Source organism: Psychrobacter sp. (assembly GCF_030454045.1).
Lineage (GTDB): Bacteria > Pseudomonadota > Gammaproteobacteria > Pseudomonadales > Moraxellaceae > Psychrobacter.
Map to the genome: position 1 here is coordinate 1 of NZ_JAKDJE010000051.1, position 21,147 is coordinate 21,147.

Here is a 21,147-nt window from a genome sequence, read left to right on the forward strand (position 1 = left end):
ATCTAGTCATAACACTATGATTGTCAATTATTCTATATATGTCAACACACCCTAGTATATTCGATAACTTTTCTCGAAATATTGTCTATAAATTTAGTAGCAGATGTTACTCTTAATACCGATATAGAGTCAGTGTAAATTGCTTTTATTAATAGCTCTGACAATCGTTGCTGATGAGAAACTCTCTGGCGTGATATCTAATAACAGTGCGATAACGGAAATATTTTCGCAATCAAGTACTATTATGCTTCATTCAATATTGATGCAATAACTATAAAAAACAGGGCTTTAAAAAATGGATACCTTGAATATCCTATACCTCGTAGGGGCAGTACTTATTTTCGCCAGTATCATGGCGAGCACGTTATCGGCGCGTTTGGGTGTGCCCTTGCTATTGCTGTTTTTGATCGTCGGTATGTTGGCAGGCGAGCAGGGTATCTTGGGTATTGAGTTTTCTCAATATGGGCTGGCCAATTTTGTGGGTCAAGCGGCGCTGGCTTGTATTCTATTAGATGGTGGGCTACGTACGTCTTTTAAGTCGTTTCGGGTCGGTCTAAAACCTGCGATTACCTTGGCTACTTGGGGCGTACTGGTCACGGTTTTGGTGCTCGGGGTATTTGTCACGTGGCTACTCGATGTTGATTGGCGCTTTGGGCTATTGATGGCAGCCATTGTGGGCTCAACCGATGCGGCCGCTGTATTCTCTCTACTGCGTAATGGTGGCGTCAAGCTCAATGACCGCGTCCAAGCCACGCTTGAGTTAGAGTCTGGTGCCAACGATCCCTTGGCTATTTTATTAGTAACGGGTCTCATTGCCCTAAACGTCGACCCTGCTGGTGAGACAGCATTTGGCTTTTTGGTTTTACTGTTTCGACAGTTGAGCTTTGGATTGGGTATGGGCTTGCTCTTTGGTTATTTGCTCTCTCGGTTATTACCCAAGATACATCTGGCAGAGGGTATGTATGCCATTTTGATACTCTCCGCTGGCTTGGCGGTATTTGCTGCGACCAACTTGATCGGCGGCAGTGGGTTTTTGGCGGTGTATCTCACAGGGGTGCTCATCGGTAATCACAAAGTGCGCTCAACCGAGCATGTCATGCGAGTGATGGACAGCTTTGCATGGTTGTCGCAAGCGGTATTGTTTGTAGTGTTGGGATTATTGGTCACGCCATCAAACGTCCTCAACGTCTGGCATTATTCGGTGGCGATAGCGGCGTTCATGATCTTTGTTGCCCGTCCTATTGCTGTTTATACGAGCGTGAAGCCCTTTAAGTTTAAAGACCGCGAGATTGGATTTATCTCTTGGGTTGGTTTGCGCGGAGCGGTGCCTATTACCCTTGCGATTTTGCCTGTGATGGCAGGGATAGATAATGCCTTTATGCTCTTTGATATTGCGTTTGGGGTTGTGGTGCTGTCACTGATTTTGCAAGGCACGACCATTCCTACTATGGCGAATTTATTTAAGGTACGTATTCCAACCAATAAAGATCCCAAAGAAGAACACGAGGTTTGGGTGTCAGATAAAGCGAGCATTACTTTGTATGAGTTTGAGGCGCAATCAGGCGCCTTTGCAATTGGTCGTCATCCTATGGGAATCTCAAAAGGCATTAGCCCTGATGAAATCAGCGTATTTGCGTTGGTACGGGGACAACAAATTGTCGTCGTCGATGAACAGACCAAAATAAAATTTGGCGATAGCGTTTGGTACGCCATGCGCGGCAATCATGCGAGCAAAATTGCCAAGATTTTTAATGATACGACGCTAGATCGTAAGGCGATTGATGACTTTTATGGTGATTGGTTGCTATCACCCAGTGTAAAACTCGGAGATTTGCCATTTTTTTCAGAAGCCATGGTCGCCAAACCTTTGGTAAAAACGCTGAAAACGACCGAAGCGGACAGTACCAAAGATATGTGGGAGCAGACGGTCGCTGAGTATGTGACCTCACATTTAGGTACCGCACCCGTTTCAGGCGATACGGTTGTGGTGAACGATGAGTGGTCACTGGTCATCAAAGAAGTAGGCGAAAAAGGTAAGCTTAGAAGCATTGGTCTCAAGCATCAACGACCGTATGTAGAAACGGCGTAGTCGCATTTTAGGCACATTTTAGTCGTACCCTCATAACAAGTTCATCATCTTGTGCAAAAAGTCAGCCACTTGTTTGTGTTGATTCTCGCGATACGCCCAATGATGCTCGACATCGTAGCTTGCTTCATTGGGTAGGAGTATTTTCATCAGTCCCATGCCCTCATAACGTCTCGCCAAATCACGCGGTAAGTACCCCACATGATGGCCTGCAAGGATCAGCTGCGCAGTTGCCTCCATGTGATAAGTGGTGGCGCTCAAGGTTTTGGGGCGGATATGATTGATATGATGCTCGACCACGTAGCCCCTTTTTATCCACGGATAATTCTGCTCTAAATCTTCAAAAGTCAATCCTTCTGAGTTATAAAATAGCTTATGCTCACGTCCGCAGCAGACCACTTGTTTTTCGACAAATGCTGGCTTAAACGTCAGTAACGGCGGAAAGCTACCAAAATAACCCACACCAATGTCACTCTCGTTACTTAAGAGCTTTTCTAGCATGCTCTCAGGGCTTTGTACGTCGATAGAAAAGTGGATCAGCGGGTTATTTCGATAGCTGCTGGCAAGGCGCTGTCTAAGCGCGTCATAAAAAAACTTGGGCATCTGATCAATCAAGCAAAGCCTAATATGACCACCATGAACCGAGTCTAATTGCTTAATATAATGCAGTTGATGCTGAAAGCTTGCGACCGATTCGGTAAAGCCCAAACATGCCTCATAGACAGCCGCGCCATCCTCAGTCAGCTTAAAACCCGCTCGACCGCGATGACAGAGCGTCATACCCAAGCGATCTTCTAAATGAGTTAAGTGTCCACTAATCACCGAGGTTGTGACATTCAAACGCGACTGAGCGGCAGTCACGCCTTGACACTCCACGATAGCCATAAAGCTACGTAGGGTTTTGATGTCTATTTTTATCAGCTCATCCAATATCATACCTGACTCCTTACTTTCGCAATAACGTGTTATCGCAACAAATTGCTTTATCCATTAAACCTACTTTATCAAGCAGTAGTATTTTTCTTAAACTTCTGATAATAACCGATAAAACCACTTTACTACGAAAAAGCAGAAGTTTACTTCTAAATTTTACCATGGTTCCTTCCCTTATATTTATGTATTGTCAATTGTATGTAGCAAATTGTGTATATAAATCAAATAAAATAGGGAAGTAACTGATGACATTAAATCAACCATTAAGTGGCAACGATATGCCAAGATTTGGCGGCTTCGCTTCTATGATGCGCTTGCCAACGCAATCTGATGCAGAAGGGTTAGATGTGGCATTCGTTGGCGTGCCGTTAGATATTGGCGCCTCAAACCGTAGCGGTGCCAGATTGGGGCCAAGACAGATTCGTGATGAGTCAAGAATGATTCGACCTTACAACGTGGCGACACGTGCTGCGCCATTTGAGTCACTGCAAGTGGCTGATATCGGTGATGTGCCTATCAATACGTTTAACCTACTAAAAAGCGTCGATATCATCGAAAAATTCTATACCGATAAAATCGTTAAACATGGCGCAATTCCGCTCACACTGGGTGGTGACCACACCATCGCACTGCCTATCCTGCGGGCACTTGCCAAAAAACACGGCCCAGTTGGCATGGTGCATATCGATGCCCACGCGGATATCAATGATGACATGTTTGGCGAAAAAATCGCTCATGGCACGCCGTTCCGCCGCGCTGTCGAAGAAAACCTCATCGATGGTAATCGCGTGGTGCAGATTGGTCTGCGTGGTACAGGCTATAGCGCCGAAGAGTTTGACTGGTCAACCCAGCAAGGGTTTCGTGTGGTACCGGCAGAAGAGTGCTGGTATAAGTCGCTGACGCCGCTCATGGCAGAAGTACGCGAAAAGCTAGGCGATGGCCCTGTTTATCTAAGTTTCGATATCGATGGGATTGACCCTGCATTTGCACCCGGTACAGGCACGGCTGAGATCGGTGGTCTGACCTCCACGCAAGGCATCGAAATCATACGCGGGATGCGTGGTCTTGATGTGGTCGGTGGTGACTTAGTCGAAGTATCACCGCCATACGATCCATTTGGTAACACCTCTGTACTGGCGGCGAACCTGCTGTTTGAGATGCTATGTATCCTACCTGGCGTACGCTACGACGACAAGGTAAAAGCTGTCTACTAGTAGCAGACACTGATTGGCTAGAGTTGGCGCATAAGGCGGTTGCCCAATGCGGTACATTAGGGATAGCAGCCTGATGAGATGGTGACCAGTGTGTTGAGTTGCTGGTATGAAAATAATTCGGTTAAGGAAGACCCCAATGAGTAAATCCTCTTCGTTTTTTGGTCAAGACACGCTATCTCCAAATGAGGCTGGGCACAGTCTAGGCTCGGTTGGTACGTTTGCGCTTTGGTTTGGCGCAAATGTTGTCGTGACGACTATTTTAACAGGGATGTTGTTGGTTCCTGATTTGCGCTTTACAACTGCTATTACCGTAGTGCTGATAGGTTCTTTAATCGGTGCGATACCTTTGCTACTGGTTGGGCTGATGGGTCAGCGTACCCGCTTGCCATCAATGGTGTTAACGCGCCGTGCCTATGGGCCAGCTGGCAGTAAACTTATTTCATTGGTCAATACAGGGGTGCTGATTGCATGGAGTTGTATTCAGGCGCTACTGGCTGGCATGAGTCTCGATTATGCGGTCGATGCCACTATTGGCTATAGCAATCTGCCGCTATTTGTGATTTTAAGCGAGGTGGCTGTCTTGCTAATAGTGCTAAGAGGCCATCTTGGGATTGAACGGGTTGAGCGTTGGGCAGCAATGGCAATGGCCATACTGACGGTAGTCGTACTTTATCAGCTTAATCAACATTATGCGGTGTTTAAGCTGTTTGCGATGCCTATTGAGACACGTAGCGGTATTACTTTGGGAGTTGCCTTTGACATTGTCATCGCTACAGCATTCTCGTGGATATCTTTAGCAGCCGATTATAACCGCAATTGTAAGAGTGACAAGATTGCTATTTGGGGCACGTATTTGGGCTATTTGATAGCCACCTTGGTAGCCATGGGCTTGGGTGCGATGATATCTGGTCTGTCTATCATGTATGGTTTGGAACAGAATATGACCCGACACGCTTGCTTGCAGACTTTGGTTTTGGTTTGCCTGCCGCCTTGGTGATTTTCTTTTCGGTCATGACGACCAATGTGATGGCAGTCTATAGTGCTACGTTATCTTGTATGAATGTCGCGCCGAATATGAGCTTTTGGAAACCTGCTCTTGTCATCGGTTTGGTCACTATCTTTGGGGCGCTAATTCCGGGTATTTTGGATCAGTTCCAAAACTTCCTGCTGGTCGTGGGCGCGCTATTTATTCCTGCATTTTCAGTCATGATTGTCGATTACTTCCTTGTGGGCAAAGAAGGCTATACCGCAAAACTGCTTGACGCCACGCATCAATTGGGACATCCGACGGCAAAGATTGCCATTGCAGCCTACTTGATTGGCGCAGCGCTTGCAGCTTATTGGACACTGATTGCACCGCCGTCATTTGGTGCGTCATTACCCGTCTTTATCATCACAGGTTGTCTCTACTGGTTAGGTGCGACGGTGTTTACCCGTCCGAGTGAGGTTGTTACTCCAGCTCAAGAGAAGGGGGTATTATGAAACTGATGATCGCTCAAACCAATCCCTTATGGGCTGAACCAGTCGCCAACCTAGAGGCACTAGAGTCGCTTTGTCGCCTCGCTGTAGAAGCAAAAGTCAATCTGATTGCACTACCAGAGCTTGCATTCACAGGCTACAACATCTTTGAGCGCCTTGATGATTTAGCGGAAGCGATCGATGGGCCAATTGTGACCCAAGTGGCAAAGCTGGCTGTTCAGTACAAGTTACATGTGTTGTTTGGTCTCGCTGAGCGCCGTCCTAGTGGCAAGCTGAGTAATGTTGCTATCTTGATAGATGACAACGGACAGCATCTTGCGACTTATGACAAGCACTACTTGTGGGATCGCGAACACGAGTTTTTTACAGCAGGCAAAAAGTCCTGCGTCGTCGATACGCGATTTGGCAAATTAGGCTTGATGATTTGTTATGACAATGAGTTCCCAGAAGTGGCAAGAGAGCTTGCGCAGGCAGGCGCGCAAATCATCCTATCACCGACAGCAAACATGCTACCAAATGCAGAACGTCAAGTTCTCCAAATACGCGCTCGTGCCATGGACAATCAATGCTTTGTCGCTTGTATCAATCGCTCGGGTGAGGAAGACAATCTTCAGTACTGTGGCAATAGCATTGTCGCTGGTCCCGACGGTGAAGTGCTCGGTAGACTTGACTTAGCGGCTGGCACGATGATCGTTGATATCGATCTTGCCCGTATTGATGAGAGCCGTACGCACCAAGATTATCTCAAAGATCTACAGGTTTCTGATGGAGCTGACTTATGAGCGAACAATCATTAGCGCGTATCAAGCCAGAGAACTGGTATCGCACCACCGCGCATAGCGATGGTATTACGCTCATCGATGAACCGTGGATCAAGCCATTTTTTCGCTGCAATCTGTGGCACGTGCGCGGCAGTCATCGTGATTTGTTAGTAGATTTCGGATTAGGCGCAGTGCCGCTGCGTCGTCACGTGGCTCTACTTGCTGATCGCGATATCGTGGGCGTTGCCAGCCATACGCATTTCGATCATATCGGCGCTGCCAGCGAGTTTGACTGCTGTCACGTGCATTCTGCTGAAGCCCATATTCTCGCTGAACTAGACAATGCCCGTACGTTGGCGGATATGTTTGTCAATGATGAGATGTTTGACGCGCTACCGCCCGAGCCTTACGCCCATTGCGGCTATAAAATCATTGCACCTGCCAAAATTATGCAACTAGAAGATGGCGATATGATCGATTTAGGTAATCGTCAATTTGAGGTGATTCATACACCCGGTCACTCACCAGGCGGTATCGCTTTGTGGGAAGCGGCTAGCGAAACGCTCATTTCTGGTGATCTTATCTATGACGGTCCATTGATCGAAGATACATGGCACAGCGACATGACTGACTATGCCAAGAGCATGCGCCGTCTCAATGCGCTGCCTGTGCGTGTTGTTCATGGCGGTCACTTTCCCAGTTTTTCAGGCAAGCGTCTGCACGTGATGATCGATGACTGGTTAAGGCATCATGATTTGTGATTTATTGCATTTAGCTAGAATCTAAAACAAATGGTTATTCAACATAAATAGCTACTCAAAATAAATAACGACGCTAAATAAAAAGCTATTTCAAATAAAACACCTAACCCAACACTGATTAAAATTTTAGGATGATTACCCCATGACCCAATTGACCCAAACATCTCTTTCATCATTTGACACCCAGCCTCTGACCTGCGGTGAGTTGCTCGTCCAGTGGCTAGAATACTATGGAGTAGAGACCGTCTTTGGCATACCGGGGGTACACACAGTAGAGCTATATCGCGGCCTACCCAATACCAATATTCGCCATGTGACCCCGCGTCACGAGCAAGGCGCTGGGTTCATGGCTGATGGTTATTATCGTGCCTCTGGCAAGATCGGCGTATGTTTTATCATCACAGGTCCTGGCATGACCAACATTATGACGGCGATGGCGCAGGCATTGGCTGACTCCATACCGATGTTAGTGATCTCTAGTGTCAATAAAGTCAAAGATACGGGAAGTGGAGAGGGGCACTTGCACGAGTTGCACGATCAACAGGGTATGGTCAGTAATGTGGTGCTCGCAAGTAAAACTATCTGGCAGCCTGAGTCATTGCCCAAAGTTATCGCAGAAGCTTTTGCCTTATTTAATGGCGCACGTCCAGGACCAGTCCATATCCAGTTGCCTATTGATGTCATCACCGCTGATGCCAGCCATGTTGCCAAGCCGCCTAGTCTAAGGGGTGTAACTAATAGCTTAGCGTCACCACAAGTGATGAGAGCGCTCCCAAACCCTGCACAGTTAGATTTGATTGTTGAATCATTAAAAACCGCAAAAAACCCAGTGCTGCTTTACGGCGGTGGCTGTGTCGATGTCGATCACGATGCGCAAAAACTGGCAGAGCTGATCGATGCGCCCACGTTTTTGACCATCAATGCCAAAGGGCTACTGCCACCTGCTCATCCGTTGAGCTTGGGTAGTAACCAGTCATTAGAAGCAGGCCGAGCGGTGATTACAGAGGCAGATTGGGTGCTCGCCATTGGTACTGAGCTTGGCGAGACCGATTACGATGTGTTTTTTAATGGTGAGTTCAAAATCAATGGCACACTGGTGCGTATCGACTGCGATGCCCAGCAATTGCAGCGTCCGTTTAGAGCGGATATCGCGGTATTGTCTGACGCGCAGATGGCTATTAGTGGCCTGTGCAGTCGTTTAGAAAATCAAATATCAAACGGTCAAGTATTCGATCATCAAGCATTGTCACGCGTGAACGAGGCAAAACAAGCCTTTTTACAAGATACAACTCCAGACTTTGTGGGTCAAAACGCCTTATTAAAACTGATTCGAGATGAAGTGGAAGGTGTGATTTTTGTGGGCGACTCAACCCAACCTGTCTATAGCGGCAACCTTGGCTTTGAAGCATTGGCAACGCGCAAATGGTTTAACTCCTCAACGGGCTTTGGCACGTTAGGGTATGGCTTGCCCGCCGCTATTGGTGCCATGATTGGCTCGAACCTACCAGTCGTTAGCTTAATCGGTGATGGCGGGATTCAGTTTACCATTGCAGAGCTTATTTGCGCAGCAGAGCTTGAGCTGCCATTGATTGTCCTGTTATGGAACGACCAAGGGTATGGTGAGATTCGACGTTATATGGAAGAGGGCGGCCTGCCACTGATCGGCGTCAATATTAAAACGCCAAACTTTGAACCATTAGCCGCAGGGTTTGGGGCAGGGTATCGCAGAATTACGGACAAGCAGCAATTGCTAGAGGCGCTAAAAACAGACACGACAGGCAAGCAACCGATCATTTATGAGATTGATGAAGCGGATGACTTTCTCAAAGAGATGGGTGAGACGGTTACCTATTTTAGTTAACGGTACTCATAAACAATGCTCAAAGGACTATAAACGCGGGTCGCTCAAGGAAAAATGTCCATTAGAGCAAACCTCGCGATTGGTCAGATAAAAAACGGAAAAACTGGCGATCACCACCCATTAAGGAGAAGGTAAATGACGAATGCTATTGATAAATCGCAGCAACCGATATTAGGAAACGATGTCGATCCAAACACACCGCAGGCAGGGCAGTGGCGAGCGTCAATGTGGAAGTTTCTGCTATTTTCAGCATTGGGTATTGCGCTATTTATCATACCGTTTCAGTGGGATGGTAAGGTCACCATTTTATTGGGCGTGTTGACCGATACTTTGCAAGCAATATTGGGCGGATTTGTGGTCTATATCACCATGGCGATCGTGACCATTTCCTGTCTTGGGGCACTGGCAGTAAAGGTATTAAAACCCAATTTGGCTGAAGGCTCACTGATAAAAAACCTTTTTGATGTTGATTGGTTTTGGCTGACCACGCGTTTGTTAGGGATGGTGTTTGTTTGGATGATTTATCTGCAAGTCGGCCCTGAGTTTATTATTAATCGCAATACGGGCGGCGTCATTTTTGAAGACTTGATCCCTATTCTGATTCCATTGTTCTTCTTTGCCATTTTATCGCTACCATTTTTGACTGACTTTGGTCTCATGGAGTTCTTGGGCACATTGGCCAGCAAGATATTTGTCAAACTGTTTAAACTACCAGGTCGCTCTGCCGTTGATGCGATGTCTTCTTGGTTTGGGGCCGCATCTATCGGCCTGCTGGTCACCATGCAGCAGTATGATAAGAGTTTTTATAGTCAGCGTGAAGCAGCCATCATTGCCACCACCTTTTCAGTGACTTCCATCGCCTTTACCTATGTGGTTGCCAAAACCATTGGCGTGGACAATAACTTTGTCTATTTTTATCTGACCATTGCGCTGACTGGGTTTATCGCTGCGATCATCATGCCGCGTATACCGCCATTGTCAATGAAGCCTGACAGCTATCATTCTGGCAAAAGTATGTTAGACGAAGGCATTCCTGCTGGATATACCACTTACCAATGGGCGGTCAATCGCGCCGTCACTCGCGCACACTCTATGCCAAGCTTGGGTTACGTGTTCAAACGCAGCGTGGGCAATTTGTTTGATATTTACTTTGGATTGATCCCAGTTGTCTTTGCTATCGGTACGATTGGCTTGGGCTTAGCAGAGTATACGCCTGTCTTTAACTGGCTTGCGACCCCACTTGTGCCATTGCTTGAATGGTTGCAGATTCCAGAGGCGGCAAAAGCTGCACCTGCCATGATTATGGGCTTTGCGGATATGTACTTGCCAGCGCTGGTCGGTAAAAGCATTGAGAGTGAAATGACACGCTTCATCGTGGGTGCCGCCTCAATTACGCAGATTATCTATATGTCTGAAGTCGGTGCGCTGATTTTGAAATCAAACATCAAACTCAACATATTGGAGCTGTTTGGGATTTTTATCCTTCGTACGCTCATCAGTTTGGTGGTGATTACCTCAGTCGCGCACCTGCTTTATTAGTCGCAGATTCAATATCAATAAAGCATATAACGTAAAAAATAATTGGTTTTTCTGTCATCAGATAAACCGATTATTTCATCAATTACGTTGCACGTGCTATGCAAATAAATAAAATTTTATCCAAAAATATAAGGCAATTAACCATGGTGGAATTGATGAACGCTACAAGCCTAACCAGAGAAGGCGCAACACAAACGGCTCAAAATGAAGTTGTGTTAAATGCGGCCTATATCAATGGCGACTGGATTGAGATTGAAGCGCCTGCGACTGACTCTGATAACACAGACTTTGATCATACAAATAACCATGCCTTATATGATCCCAACTCAGGAGAGGTAATTGCAACGACGCGCCTATGTACCAATAATCATGTAGAGACAGCGGTCAAGGCTGCCTCTGAGGCTTATGACAGCTGGTCGCAGATTGACGTCAGCGAGCGCGCCCGTTATCTGAATGCGATTGCAGCCTCTATGGAGCAGCAATTTGATAAGTTGGTTGGGCTATCGGTGCTAAATAACGGTAAGCCAATTGAGGAGGCCAAGATAGACGTGGGAGACGCTATCGCCTGCTATCGCTACTATGCTAATTTGATAAGCGATCAAGACACATGGTCTGAGGTGTCCACGCTTGAGTCAGGCCTACGACTGCTAAAGACCTACGCGCCTGTGGGTATTTGTGCGCTGATTACGCCTTGGAATTTCCCTATGGTGACGACTGCTTGGAAGCTAGCACCGGCGCTAGCGGCGGGCTGTACTGTATTATTAAAACCGTCTGAGGTGACGCTATTACCAGAGCTGATGCTGGGTAATATCCTATCCAAGATAGGACTGCCCAAAGGCGTGGTGAATATCTTACCGGGTGCGGCGGAAGTGGGCGCTGCCATGACCAGCCATCCGCATATTGATAAAGTCTCGTTTACCGGCAGTAATGTGGTGGGCGAAAAAGTCATGAGCCAAGCGGCGACAAGTGTCAAAGACATCAGCCTAGAGCTGGGCGGCAAGTCAGCCATCGTGGTATGTGCAGATGCCGATATCGACCATGCCTGTGATTTAATCATCGGTGGTATATTTACCAATGCTGGCCAAATATGCTCGGCTACTTCACGACTGATCGTCCATCAAAGTATTGCCGAACCACTATTTGCGACCTTAAAAGCAAAAACGGAGAGTCTACAAATTGGTGATGGCTTTGATGCTGATACACAAATGGGTCCACTGGTCAGCGTACAGCAACTAAACCAAGTCAAAAACTACTTTGATATTGCCACGATCGAACAGCTCACATGCTTAACGGGGGGCGAGGTAATTGACGCTGCAGGCTACTTTGTATCGCCAACCATTTATACAGAGGTGCCAACGACCAGCCAATTATGGATGGAAGAAGTGTTTGGTCCTGTGTTGGTCAGTACAACTTTTACCGACAATGCAGAGGCCATTCGCTTGGCCAATGATAGCAAGTTTGCCTTGGCAGCGACCATTGTGAGCGCTGATGAGGCTGCGGCACTGGAGATGGCACTGCAAATTCAAGCAGGACACATTTGGATCAATGAGCAACAAATCGTGCTACCAGAAGCAGGCTGGGGCGGGTTTAAGCAAAGCGGAATCGGGCGTGAGCTGGGCAGCGATGGTTTATCCGCTTACCAAAAGAGTAAACATGTATTGCTGACTGATTGAGTCGCTCGTAGTTTTATTAGCTGTTTTAGAACTTCGTACCTAGCTGTTAATATCGTTATTGATAGCTAGCGTCCAAACCTGTTCTGCAAGTCAGGTTACTTATCGGTAAATGCCTAACTAACCACGACGCCATGTATGGTATTTTTCTAACCAGTTCAATACGGCTTCAGGGGCGTGATTACGTTTCCATTCACCAGCGACGTATTTGTTGCCTTCCGCCCATGTCGGGTAGGTATGAATTGTACCCAATATTTTATTGAGCCCCAAACCATGTTTCATCGCCAGTACAAAATCGCTCATCAAGTCACCAGCATGCTCAGCCACTATCGTCACCCCTAGGATTTTATCTTTGCCTTTAGGGGTGATGACTTTAATAAAACCTTTGGCGGCGCTATCAGTAATCGCACGATCTAGCTCTTTAAAGTCATAGCGCGTCACTTCAAAATCAATCCCTTTGTCGATTGCTTCTTGCTCGTTCAAACCCACGCGAGCGACTTCTGGATCAATGAAAGTCGTCCATAGAATTACTCGGTAATCCACCTTGAATTTCTTAAAGTAACCAAACAAGCCATTGACAGCAGCGTACCACCCTTGATGCGACGCCACATGTGTAAACTGATAGGGCCCGACGATTTGATAGTGTCGCGCAGCAGGTAACGTGAGGTCAAAAAAGCAAGCGTTGCACCGGTACTGGAAGCAGACGAAGCAATAAGTAAGCCTTGCACCAAACCGAACAGTGCCCCAGCTGCCAGCGTCAAAATAGTAGCGCTAGGTAAGGAGAGAGCAGTGACGACCACATAAAGTAAAAAGAATCCACCAATAATCAAGAATGGTGACTGCGCTTTGTACGCATCAAACTGCGCCATCGATCCTTTTAAGCCCTCAAGCGTCAATAATTGATTGAGATCAAAATAAAAAAACTGGCCACTACGATCAGTAGAAATAGTATTAAAAATATTCTTTTCATCATGATTGGTCTGGCCTCATAGTCTGGTGAAGGCGACCGTTATCGCTTTATGATCCAAATGCTGACGGTGTGCGCTAACGGCGGTATGCGCTAACATAGCAATACGAATATGGATGACGCGACTGTGATAACAGTCAGAACGCTTGCCTTTATAGTATATGGCTTGGGCTGCGTTGTCTGGTATTTATATCAGCATCTCACAAATAAAAGCAGCCCTTCATAGAACGGATGCTCCATGAAGGGCTGCTGTTTGAATGCTTATCTAATCGCTGCGTGAACAGGCGAGAGATTACCACATCAAATCGTCTGGAATCACATAAGCGGCGTAAGGATCATCTTCTTCTGGCGTGTCTTCAGCGGTATCGTTGGACACGACCATAAACCCTTCCATTTTTGTATCGATACGATCTGCGAGTGGGCGCGGCAGTAACGCGTAGCTGTCTTCTAATCGTGCAATCACCACGTGACCGGCGACGATTTGATCGTATAGCTTTTGCGTGATGGATATTTTTTTCACTTTAAACGCATCGACGAATTGATAGCTAACGTCACCATCCGTATCGGCTATCTGATGCTGCTTAATCATTTGAATGATGTTAGCCCTCAGCGCCTTTTCTTCTAAAGCTTGCTGTTTTTGCTGATTGAGCTTTTGGTCTTTCTCAAGCTTTTGCGCTTGAGCCTCTGCCAATGCTTTTTTGGTCTCTAAACTCTCTGAGTCGCCAATACGCTTGGCATGCTGCGTTTGCTTGCTGATTTTTTTGGCTTTTTTACTATCGACCAATCCAGCCTTTAATAGTTGAGCCTGTAGGGCGTTCTTTGCCATAATTCAATCACCTAAATAACGATACGTAAGTCTTAAATACTGAATCATAAATACTAAAAGAGGTATTGTAGCAAACTTTACTAACGCTTGTGGTTAGACAATGACCAGAGTTCATCGGGGTGTTAAAACAATACTCTTGTAAACTATATAAAATAATAGTGCTAGCACGTTTGTGATTTTACAAAAGCGTGTACATCGCTGGATGAAACCGACCAAATTGGGTATCATCCAATTAAGAGAGCAGTTTTTAGAAACATCTCTCAAACAATGGGCATAGCTTGGTCATATATAACAAGCTGTATGGGATTAAATAACATATCTAAGGACAGATTATGACAACATCACAGCACATTCTAGCCTGTATTGACGGCTCAGCAGTGACTGAATCGGTTTGTGACTATGCCGCATGGTATGCCAGCAAACTGAACTTGCCTGTTGGGTTGCTGCATGTCAGCGACATCCCTGCTTCAGTCAGACGTGATCTGTCAGGCGCGATAGGGATAAACAGTCGCCAGTTTTTGTTAGAAGAGTTGTCCCAGCTAGATGAGCAAAGGGCAAAAGTCGTCAATAGCTATAGCAACGCCTTAGTACAAGATGCAAAAAGCCATATCAAAGACAGCTTTGCGGATGTCAATGTGCGCATTTATCAACGTCATGGTAAATTGCTTCCTAGCATCGAGCATTTCAAAGAAGAAAATCGCGCGATCGTCATGGGCCGCCGCGGCGAAGACCACAAAAATAGCCGCATCAATATCGGCAGCCAAATCGAAACGGTAGCTCGCGCATCGGATATCCCTATACTGATTTGCTCAGAGACTTTTAAAGAGCCTAGCTCATATATGATTGCTTTTGATGGTAGCAAGACCTCTATAAAAGCGGCATGGATGGTCGCAAAAAGCCCATTATTGAAAGGTTTGGAAGGCCACATCGTGATGGTCGGCAATCATAATGATGCCGCCAAGCAAAGCATGAGCGCGGCTGCTGCAAAATTGGAAGATGCAGGTTATATCGTTGAGGCGCATCACCTGTCTGCTTCTGATGCGGTCGATGGGTTATTAACGTTTCAAGTCGACAACGATATTGACATCATGGTGGTCGGTGCTTATGGACACTCTAAATGGCAGCAGTTGTTTCTTGGCAGTACCACCACAGAGATCATTGCAAGTACCTTATCCCCTGTAATTTTGGTACGCTAATGGATGCATTAATAAATTGTCATGAGTCGCTTGTTTTTCGATAAAGTGACACTAAATTAAGGCCGTGCCTTGTTCGAGACACGAGCGATCAGTGTATCGCTCTCAGCAGCGCAATATTCATAAAGAGGATTGGTTATCGATATTTTAGATAACCAATCTATATCTCATAACGGCTCACTTGCTGACGCCACTCATTCTATCTTTGGAACCCCTTATGCGTATCAATGCAGATTTTTCACGTCGTGCTTCGCTAGCACCTGAAGACCACGGGTGGGTCAAATCACCACAGAATGGCGTGGAGCGAGTGATGCTTGACCGTATAGGAGAGGAGAGGGCGCGTGCGACGAGCCTAGTACGTTATGCACCGAACTCTTATTTTCCGCACCACCTGCATCCCGGCGGTGAAGAGATTCTAGTATTGTCAGGGACTTTTTCTGCAGACGATACCCATTATCCGGCAGGTTGGTACGTGCGCAATCCACCAGCATCCGGTCATAGGCCTTATAGTGATGAAGGCGCAGTGATTTTCGTTAAACTACGGCAGGTGTCACCTGGTGAAACGCAGCATGTGGCCATCGATACTCACGATGGTGCCAATTGGCAGCGACAACATAATCGCGATGTATGTCCTCTGTTCTCAGATGATGTCGAGCAGGTGAGCTTGCAACGTATAGAGGCAGGAGAGTTGCTACTTGATACACCAGTGCCCAATGGTGCAGAGCTATTGGTATTGGCAGGCGAGCTCATAGAGGATAGCCAAGTATATCAGCGATGGAGTTGGCTACGGCTGCCTGTAGGGGAGTGTGGGCATATCAGCGCAGGGGCTGCTGGCGCTACTGTCTATCTAAAAACAGGGCATCTCAGCCAAGTCATCGGAGACAAGCCAGACGATACCTAAAGACCTATGATCAATAACACTGCGCTGATTGCTAATCATGGATTGAGCCTGATTGCTTATTAATTTGACTCATCAATTTGAATGGTTAGCGCCAGCATGAAGTGACCTATTTAGCTGATTTATATAACGTATCACCTCGTCTCAAGCCAGATAAACGGCTCTATATCAATACAGCCCTTTCTTAGACAACATCACAAGTCCGCTTCTAAAAATAGTTGATTTCTTCTATCCATGTCTTATAGTCAATCCATAATAAAATTAGCACAGCTCATATCATTGAACAGTTTAGGTAGATTATTCTCCATCCACCCTTGTCGTAGAAACTTAGCCTGTGCCCACTTTTTTTCAATAGGGTTTAAATCAGGGCTGTAAGGCGGTAGAAATAACAAGCGATGACCATACCTGTTGAGTAATCTCTGAACGCGCTTATGAAAGCTGGCGTTATCCATGACGATTACGCATCTCGTTTTGAGGCATGGTATTAGCGTGTTTTTGCACCATTGGTAGAAAAGGCTCTACTATATATTAGTACACGCGCAGAACACCTCGAGGTTATCAAATACTAAGCATTATTGGTATAAAGAATTTACTCAGTCTGTTGAACTATCTATTTGTAGACTAAGCCTCTTTCATCGGCTCTTCATTCTCAAAGTCAGCCAGCATGTCTGTGATCAGCTGATCTTTTTTGTGCCATACCTGCTCAACCCAGTCAAACATCTGTGCTTTTACCGCGTCATCTGTTTCATAACCGCCATTTTTGATTGCCGTAAATAAGTCTTCAGGTATTTCGATATGACGCACATCGACGCCTAGACGTTTGATGTTGCCTTTCCATAAGTCACTATAAGTGGGTATGCCGTCAGGATAGACGATCGTCATGTCCAAGATACCATCGATCTCTGAGCCTAGGGCGCTCAAAGCAAGTGATAATCCGCCAGCACGGGGCTTGAGCAAGTGCTTATAGGGTGAATTTTGCTTATCACGTTTGCTAGGGGTGAAGCGCGTTCCTTCCAAATAATTTAGCAAAGTGAAAGGCTTATCTTTGAGTAGCGCACAGGCTCGTTTGGCCTCTTCGATGTCTTTGCCCTTTAAAGCAGGATTTTTGGCAATGGCTTCTTTAGAATGTCGACGCATCATAGGAAAGTCGAGAAAGTAGAAAGCCTGCCCAATCACCGGAATATAGATGAGCTCAAACTTGGTAAAAAAGCGCGTCAATGGTAGGCGTTTTTCACTGATATATTGCATGATGCTGGTATCGACCCACGATTGGTGATTGCTGATCAGTAGGTATTGTCCGTCTGTGTGTACATCATCAGGCAAGCTGATACGCCAGTCTTTACGAGGCAGGACATTGTCGATGACGGCATTATTACTATTGATCCAGTAATTGGTGACATCGATAACGGCTTTGTCAGCGATAGCAGCACCCGTGAAGGCTTTGGCGGCGCCCATTATCCATACAGGAGGTCCTGCTAAGATACTATTAAAGGTAATCACACCCGTGGCTGTGGTGAGTGATGCGGCTTTACCCAATTTTGGGGCGCGTTCATGTAGTTTTTGAACGATTGATTTCAATCGCATAGTAAGTCCTTTTTCTCATACCAGTGATGAGGTATTGATAATATTACTGCATGATTTTAGCAGAAATAAATCTTAGTGTACGAGTGTTAACAAAAAATAATACACAGTACCTTTAGTAAAAAGTATTATTTTTGCCATAAAAAAGCGTACTAAGGCATGACCTTGTAAATACTCCATTCTTAACACAACATCATCGTAGAATAATTAAGCCACCTGCCTGTACTCGGCAGGTGTCATATCATTAAGTGAATCATGGGGTCTTTCGTTGTTATAAACCTTGATCCAGTCTTCAGTCAACTTACTAACCTCGTTTAAATTATTAAAAAGATAACAGTCTAAAACCTCATTGCGGTAACTGCGATTAAACCGTTCAATATAAGCATTCTGATAAGGACAGCCAGAAGATCGTAGCAAGATGCTCTCATGGTTGATGTTTTTAGCAACTGGTCTGGGCCTTTATTCTGGTCAGTCTGTGCATTTTAGACACAAGGCGCCAGAAAAAATCCCCTATGCGATGAACCGCTATCTTCGTGAGGCTGAGCGTCATTACGAAGTGCTCGACACCCATTTGGAAGGCCGTGAGTATTTGGTTGGAGACGAGTATTCAATCGCTGATATCTCCGCATGGGGTTGGATAGACAAGGCAACGGTGGTATTGGGCGACGCAGGGTTAGATAATTATCCTAATCTAAAACGTTGGTTTGCCACTATTGATGCCCGTCCTGCGGTGCAAAAAGCGCGTAAAATTCCTAAAGGCATCGACTTTAAAACTGAGTTGGATGAGGTTGCTGCACGCGCGCTTTACCCGCAGAATTTTGATAATAACAGCAAAGAGGCGTAAAACGCTTTATAATAAAAAAGTGATTAAAAACAGCAACTAAGGTTGATTCTATAAACTTTGCCTTAAAATAGGTTTTGAGGCAAAGCGATTAAGGTAAAAATTATGAGTGCTCCAATAAAGTTCAATCGCGAGGATGTGATCGAAAAAGCAAAAAATCTCTATTGGGAAAAAGGCTATCACGCAACCTCGATGCGCAATCTGCAAGACGTCATCAATATGCATCCTGGTAGTATTTATGCCGCTTTTGGTAGTAAAGACAAGCTCTTTATAGAGTCCTTAAACCGTTATGCGGCAGATGATGCCAAGCGTTTGGCTGACTGTATGGAGCAAAAAGACACCGTGCTCGATGGATTAAAACATTTTATCCATACCGTCATCGTAGTCAATAAAGCGACAGCACCAAGTGGTATGTGCATGATTGTAAAAACGATCGCTGAATTGACTCAGAATGATAGCCCCGAGCTATTGGCACATGCCACAGAGATTTTGGAAGAAATTGAGGCATCATTTGCCACGTTATTCGCACAAGCTATTGATAGTGGTGAAATCAGTGCAGAGAAAAACCCGATTGAATTGGCACGCTATCTTCAAATTCAGATCATAGGTCTGAGGACGTATGATCAGATTACCAGTGATGACGCTGCGGTAGAAAAGTACATCGATGATATTTTTAAAAACATCGTATAAAGACTGATACTTTTTAGCGAAAACACCCTGACTGTCTACTTAAACAGTCAGGGTGTTTTTTATTGGCCATTTAATAAGAGTCGTTACGGTGTATTGGTAGAGTCGGTAGGGTTATCTCGAATGAATTTAAGTAGCAGCTCAGCCAGCGTTTCACCTTGATCTTCTTGAAGAAAATGGCCACCGTTGATAATAGTCGTATGCTGCTGACCATTGGTGCCGGGGATGAGTTTTTGCAAAATACGATCGCCACCACCCGTCACTGGATCAGAATCACTAAACAGCGTAATAAAAGGTTTTTTCCATTTGCTCAGTACTACCCAAGCGGCACGATTTTTTTCTGAAGCAGGGTCATCTGGTGTGGTGGGGACAAGCAGCGGAAATTGCCTCGCGCCTTCTTTGTACGACTCATCGGGAAAGGGTGCATCGTACGCAGCCATCACCGCTTGTGATAGCGTCGTTGTGGTACCACTGTTAATCGTCGCGCCTACATTGAACTGCGGTGTCTCTTGCGAGAACTACTGCCATAATAAGGTCTTGAACAAAGACTATGGCGTACAATGCTTTGCTGCTACAAACCTTAGTCATGAACAGGTCAGTGGTGAATGCTATGCATGAGAATGCTAAAAAACTGTCATCTTCAGCTCGATTGTTGCGGTCAACAAGCCATATTTTATGGGTTTAGTCTTGACGCCAATATACCTTTATCACCACCTCTGCACGGCTAAGATCAAGCCGCTCTCTAAGCATAGGCCGTAGTGCCTTGACAGTGCTTGCCTCTAACGCACCCCAGACTTTATCAATTTTTAAGGGTTGATCTGTCAAATAATTGCCTATCGTATTATCGATTAAGGACGCTAAATGCTGTCCTGAGCATTGCTGATCGGTGACGATTGGAAATACGGTGAAGTTGTCTTTAACGGTATTCTTAATAGTGCGCTCACTATTGCTGTCAATACTATTATTCATACTACCAATATCAATACCACTACGTATTTTTACGGTATCAAAATAACGTTGATCCGCCGCGTTTTGTGTGACACTAACAACTAACGGCGGTGTTGGGTTTTCCCAAAGCTCGAGTAATCTCGCGACAGTTGGCATAGACGTTTCATCAGCGATCAGTAACGCTTGACCGTCACGCAAATGCTCGACCTTTTCAGGAAACTCCCTTTTTGTCACTACGGTATCACCTGCTTGTAGTGAATTGGCCCAATTACCGCCCGGTGTATTGCCATGCAAGAAAACATCGACCCACGCTTGTATGCCAGCAGGGGTTTGCCATGCTTTTCTTAAGGTGTAATAACAATGAGATCGAGCAAGGCGCGAGGTATTTTTACTGTCATCAATATTGTCAGCTGTTATGTCTTTAATCAATGCATTGTGCTCTAAATCAAACAAATACGCGTAACCTGCCTCGTTGATGGGTACTGAAGAGGGCGGTTTGTTTGATGGGTCACTATCACTTAATTCAGGCACGCTGAGTTCAAGCCGTAGCATGTTTTCGCTAACGTTATAGCTGTCTTCAACAATAAAGGTTTGCTGGATTAATTTGATGGTTTTTTTGCCCAGTTTTTTATCTGCCCTTTGTTTGAGCGCAATATATTGGGTTTGGAGCTCGTCAGGATGTGTGATGGCTGCGGGAAAGGCAATAAAGACAGTCTGACGTTGATAGAATTTGCTTTGGGCGCTAGTAGACTGTTCTGCTGGGTTTTTTGGCTGCCATTGTAGCTCGATACCTTCAGCGTAAACGCGAGTCAATTGCACCTCTATAGTATCCCATTCAGAGAGGTTGATAGTAGGGGCTGTATAGAATTGAGAAAACATTGAAAAAAATAAGCAACACCTTA

General features: G+C 45.7%; 18 protein-coding genes and 3 pseudogenes. 12 read left to right on the forward strand and 9 right to left on the reverse strand.

What is annotated here, in order from left to right:
• Positions 1-295 precede the first annotated feature (295 nt).
• Positions 296-2,089, forward strand: a complete 1,794-nt coding sequence (locus L0G63_RS09680) for a potassium/proton antiporter (RefSeq protein ID WP_301450463.1) — start codon at positions 296-298, stop codon at positions 2,087-2,089.
• Positions 2,090-2,119: 30 nt separating this feature from the next.
• On the opposite strand, the gene L0G63_RS09685 is transcribed toward L0G63_RS09680, so the two are convergent.
• Entirely contained in the window at positions 2,120-3,022 is a 903-nt protein-coding gene (locus tag L0G63_RS09685) for a LysR family transcriptional regulator (protein ID WP_301450464.1), read from the reverse strand.
• 242 nt (positions 3,023-3,264) lie between these two features.
• Here L0G63_RS09685 and speB point away from each other — a divergent pair, with 242 nt between their 5' ends.
• The 7 genes and pseudogenes from speB (at position 3,265) to L0G63_RS09720 (ending at position 12,307) form a co-directional block, all read left to right on the forward strand.
• Entirely contained in the window at positions 3,265-4,233 is a 969-nt protein-coding gene (gene speB, locus L0G63_RS09690) for an agmatinase (RefSeq protein ID WP_301450465.1), read from the forward strand.
• Positions 4,234-4,501: 268 nt separating this feature from the next.
• A pseudogene (locus tag L0G63_RS09695) lies at positions 4,502-5,715 on the forward strand (cytosine permease).
• The gene (locus tag L0G63_RS09700) at positions 5,712-6,494 is read left to right on the forward strand and encodes a carbon-nitrogen hydrolase family protein (RefSeq protein ID WP_301450466.1); all 783 of its coding nucleotides are present in this window, start codon (positions 5,712-5,714) and stop codon (positions 6,492-6,494) included. The pseudogene L0G63_RS09695 and the gene L0G63_RS09700 overlap by 4 nt, the downstream one beginning before the upstream one ends.
• Positions 6,491-7,234 carry an MBL fold metallo-hydrolase gene (locus L0G63_RS09705; RefSeq protein ID WP_301450467.1) on the forward strand — a complete coding sequence of 248 codons (744 nt, stop codon included), beginning with the start codon at positions 6,491-6,493 and terminating at the stop codon, positions 7,232-7,234. The genes L0G63_RS09700 and L0G63_RS09705 overlap by 4 nt, the downstream gene beginning before the upstream one ends.
• Before the next feature lie 142 nt (positions 7,235-7,376).
• The gene (locus L0G63_RS09710; RefSeq protein ID WP_301450468.1) at positions 7,377-9,095 is read left to right on the forward strand and encodes a 5-guanidino-2-oxopentanoate decarboxylase; all 1,719 of its coding nucleotides are present in this window, start codon (positions 7,377-7,379) and stop codon (positions 9,093-9,095) included.
• Between the two features lie 135 nt (positions 9,096-9,230).
• Complete coding sequence (locus L0G63_RS09715; RefSeq protein WP_301450469.1) at positions 9,231-10,634, forward strand: YjiH family protein; 1,404 nt, start codon at positions 9,231-9,233, stop codon at positions 10,632-10,634.
• Between the two features lie 143 nt (positions 10,635-10,777).
• On the forward strand, positions 10,778-12,307 hold the full coding sequence (locus L0G63_RS09720) for an aldehyde dehydrogenase family protein (RefSeq protein WP_301450470.1): 1,530 nt from the start codon (positions 10,778-10,780) through the stop codon (positions 12,305-12,307).
• A gap of 117 nt (positions 12,308-12,424) precedes the next feature.
• Here L0G63_RS09720 and L0G63_RS09725 read toward each other — a convergent pair whose 3' ends face one another.
• From L0G63_RS09725 to L0G63_RS09735, 3 genes are all read right to left on the reverse strand, one after another.
• Entirely contained in the window at positions 12,425-12,847 is a 423-nt protein-coding gene (locus L0G63_RS09725) for a hypothetical protein (protein WP_301450471.1), read from the reverse strand.
• Positions 12,832-13,173: a hypothetical protein gene (locus L0G63_RS09730; RefSeq protein WP_301450472.1), complete on the reverse strand. Its 342-nt coding sequence runs from the start codon at positions 13,171-13,173 to the stop codon at positions 12,832-12,834. Before L0G63_RS09730 ends, L0G63_RS09725 begins: the two co-directional genes overlap by 16 nt.
• Positions 13,174-13,563: 390 nt before the next feature.
• Entirely contained in the window at positions 13,564-14,097 is a 534-nt protein-coding gene (locus tag L0G63_RS09735; RefSeq protein WP_301450473.1) for a DUF2058 domain-containing protein, read from the reverse strand.
• Between the two features lie 332 nt (positions 14,098-14,429).
• On the opposite strand from L0G63_RS09735, the gene L0G63_RS09740 reads away from it, so the two are divergent.
• On the forward strand, positions 14,430-15,293 hold the full coding sequence (locus tag L0G63_RS09740; protein WP_301450474.1) for a universal stress protein: 864 nt from the start codon (positions 14,430-14,432) through the stop codon (positions 15,291-15,293).
• Between the two features lie 214 nt (positions 15,294-15,507).
• Positions 15,508-16,191 carry a cupin domain-containing protein gene (locus L0G63_RS09745; RefSeq protein ID WP_301450475.1) on the forward strand — a complete coding sequence of 228 codons (684 nt, stop codon included), beginning with the start codon at positions 15,508-15,510 and terminating at the stop codon, positions 16,189-16,191.
• Between the two features lie 242 nt (positions 16,192-16,433).
• On the opposite strand, the pseudogene L0G63_RS09750 reads toward L0G63_RS09745, so the two are convergent.
• The 3 genes and pseudogenes from L0G63_RS09750 to L0G63_RS09760 all read right to left on the reverse strand — a co-directional run.
• Positions 16,434-16,688 (reverse strand): annotated as a pseudogene (locus L0G63_RS09750) (transposase); the annotation flags it as partial.
• Between the two features lie 121 nt (positions 16,689-16,809).
• Positions 16,810-17,772: an acyltransferase gene (locus L0G63_RS09755; protein WP_301450476.1), complete on the reverse strand. Its 963-nt coding sequence runs from the start codon at positions 17,770-17,772 to the stop codon at positions 16,810-16,812.
• Positions 17,773-17,976: 204 nt separating this feature from the next.
• Positions 17,977-18,171 (reverse strand): annotated as a pseudogene (locus L0G63_RS09760) (integrase core domain-containing protein); the annotation flags it as partial.
• A gap of 16 nt (positions 18,172-18,187) precedes the next feature.
• Between L0G63_RS09760 and L0G63_RS09765 the strand changes: the two are divergent.
• Entirely contained in the window at positions 18,188-18,613 is a 426-nt protein-coding gene (locus L0G63_RS09765; RefSeq protein ID WP_301450477.1) for a glutathione binding-like protein, read from the forward strand.
• A gap of 102 nt (positions 18,614-18,715) precedes the next feature.
• Positions 18,716-19,300, forward strand: a complete 585-nt coding sequence (locus L0G63_RS09770; protein WP_301450478.1) for a TetR/AcrR family transcriptional regulator — start codon at positions 18,716-18,718, stop codon at positions 19,298-19,300.
• 83 nt (positions 19,301-19,383) lie between these two features.
• Here the strand turns inward: L0G63_RS09770 and L0G63_RS09775 are convergent, their stop codons facing one another.
• Positions 19,384-19,740 (reverse strand): hypothetical protein, encoded by a 357-nt coding sequence (locus L0G63_RS09775; RefSeq protein WP_301450479.1) that lies wholly within the window; start codon positions 19,738-19,740, stop codon positions 19,384-19,386.
• A 238-nt stretch (positions 19,741-19,978) separates the two neighbouring features.
• Positions 19,979-21,147 (reverse strand): siderophore-interacting protein (locus tag L0G63_RS09780; protein WP_301450480.1); only part of this gene is annotated, 1,169 nt, incomplete at its 5' end.

What these genes read in the sequence shown, in the direction of transcription:
- L0G63_RS09705 (WP_301450467.1), top strand. Translation starts at nt 6,491, where the DNA reads ATGAGCGAACAATCATTAGCGCGTATCAAGCCAGAGAACTGGTATCGC.
- L0G63_RS09735 (WP_301450473.1), bottom strand. Translation starts at nt 14,097, where the DNA reads ATGGCAAAGAACGCCCTACAGGCTCAACTATTAAAGGCTGGATTGGTC.
- L0G63_RS09755 (WP_301450476.1), bottom strand. Translation starts at nt 17,772, where the DNA reads ATGCGATTGAAATCAATCGTTCAAAAACTACATGAACGCGCCCCAAAA.
- L0G63_RS09715 (WP_301450469.1), top strand. Translation starts at nt 9,231, where the DNA reads ATGACGAATGCTATTGATAAATCGCAGCAACCGATATTAGGAAACGAT.
- L0G63_RS09685 (WP_301450464.1), bottom strand. Translation starts at nt 3,022, where the DNA reads ATGATATTGGATGAGCTGATAAAAATAGACATCAAAACCCTACGTAGC.
- L0G63_RS09730 (WP_301450472.1), bottom strand. Translation starts at nt 13,173, where the DNA reads ATGGCGCAGTTTGATGCGTACAAAGCGCAGTCACCATTCTTGATTATT.
- L0G63_RS09765 (WP_301450477.1), top strand. Translation starts at nt 18,188, where the DNA reads ATGCTCTCATGGTTGATGTTTTTAGCAACTGGTCTGGGCCTTTATTCT.
- L0G63_RS09745 (WP_301450475.1), top strand. Translation starts at nt 15,508, where the DNA reads ATGCGTATCAATGCAGATTTTTCACGTCGTGCTTCGCTAGCACCTGAA.
- L0G63_RS09700 (WP_301450466.1), top strand. Translation starts at nt 5,712, where the DNA reads ATGAAACTGATGATCGCTCAAACCAATCCCTTATGGGCTGAACCAGTC.
- L0G63_RS09770 (WP_301450478.1), top strand. Translation starts at nt 18,716, where the DNA reads ATGAGTGCTCCAATAAAGTTCAATCGCGAGGATGTGATCGAAAAAGCA.
- L0G63_RS09710 (WP_301450468.1), top strand. Translation starts at nt 7,377, where the DNA reads ATGACCCAATTGACCCAAACATCTCTTTCATCATTTGACACCCAGCCT.
- speB (WP_301450465.1), top strand. Translation starts at nt 3,265, where the DNA reads ATGACATTAAATCAACCATTAAGTGGCAACGATATGCCAAGATTTGGC.
- L0G63_RS09680 (WP_301450463.1), top strand. Translation starts at nt 296, where the DNA reads ATGGATACCTTGAATATCCTATACCTCGTAGGGGCAGTACTTATTTTC.
- L0G63_RS09720 (WP_301450470.1), top strand. Translation starts at nt 10,778, where the DNA reads ATGGTGGAATTGATGAACGCTACAAGCCTAACCAGAGAAGGCGCAACA.
- L0G63_RS09740 (WP_301450474.1), top strand. Translation starts at nt 14,430, where the DNA reads ATGACAACATCACAGCACATTCTAGCCTGTATTGACGGCTCAGCAGTG.